This is a genomic window from Gordonia marina, from assembly GCF_052036135.1.
Taxonomy (GTDB): domain Bacteria; phylum Actinomycetota; class Actinomycetes; order Mycobacteriales; family Mycobacteriaceae; genus Gordonia.
In genome coordinates, this window is the sequence record NZ_JBPSDN010000094.1 from 1 (window position 1) to 1,116 (window position 1,116).

Consider the following 1,116-nt stretch of genomic DNA (forward strand, 5'->3'; position numbering starts at 1 on the left):
GGCGGTGTCAACTCGTGGAAGCAACGTTGTCCTTCAGTAGGCGTTCGAAGACTTCCCGTGGAGTGTAGAAGCCCAGGCACTGCCGTGGCCGCTCGTTGAGCTCGCGGGCGATCGCTTCGAGGTACAGCTGATCGGATGGGATTTCGGTGCCCTTGGGCAGGTACTCGCGGATCAGGCCGTTGGTGTTCTCATTCGTCGGGCGTTCCCATGGCGAGCGGGGATGAGCGAAGTAGATCGGCAACTCGGCGGCCACGGTGACGCTGGCGTGCTCGGCCATCTCGGTGCCTTGATCCCACGTCAGGCCCTGTCGCATGAACTCCGGCAGTCCTCGCAGGTGATCGATCAGCACATCAGCAACGCCGGGTGCTTTCTTCCCGTCCGGCAGACCCAGGATCAGCGTGTACCGGCTGGTGCGCTCGACCAAGGTCACCGCCGCGGACTGGCCGGCCTTCCCGACGATCAGATCTCCTTCCCACCAGCCCGGCACCCGCCGATCGGCCGCGGTCTCGGGGCGGTCGTCGATGCTGACCATGCCCACGATCCGCGCCGACCGCTCACCGACTGACTTGCGGGGTTTACGCGCGGTGCGCTTGGACTGCAACAGGATGCCCTGAGCAGCCAACTCTCCCTTCGGAAGAGCATAAATCCACCGATAGATCGACTCGTGTGACACGCGGCGGCCCTGCGCGTTCGGTGAACCCGTCATGGGATCCACTGTGGGGTCTTGGGCCTCGAGCTTCAACCTCCCCGCGATCTGGCGCGGCGTCCGCGACCTGCGCAGGTCGGACCGTACCCGGTCGGCGAGCACCGAGTCAGCATCGATCGCCCTCGTCTGCGGACGGGCCCGCCGTGCGCGGGCGTGCTTGTCGGCGTGCACCACCTGATACGCGCCCGTCTTGGTGGCATTGCGTTTGATCTCGCGAGACACCACCGACTTGTCGCGCCCGATCTGCTCGGCGATCGCCGTGACCGTCATCCCCGCACGCCGTCCGACCGCGATCTCCGTCCGGTCCGCCACCGTCAACATCATCCGTCCCAGCCCCACCCAGGGTCTCCTACCGCGCTACCCGCAACCCCTCGTGGCCTGCAGTGTTGCTACGACGGTATGACACCGCC

1 protein-coding gene is annotated in these 1,116 nt (G+C 66.1%); it reads right to left on the reverse strand.

Annotation, left to right across the window (positions count from 1 at the left end; all coding sequences use genetic code 11):
- Positions 1-7: 7 nt before the first annotated feature.
- The gene (locus tag ACSEEN_RS21425; RefSeq protein WP_174316897.1) at positions 8-1,027 is read right to left on the reverse strand and encodes an IS30 family transposase; all 1,020 of its coding nucleotides are present in this window, start codon (positions 1,025-1,027) and stop codon (positions 8-10) included.
- Positions 1,028-1,116: the final 89 nt, after the last annotated feature.

What these genes read in the sequence shown, in the direction of transcription:
- ACSEEN_RS21425 (WP_174316897.1), bottom strand. Translation starts at nt 1,027, where the DNA reads ATGTTGACGGTGGCGGACCGGACGGAGATCGCGGTCGGACGGCGTGCG.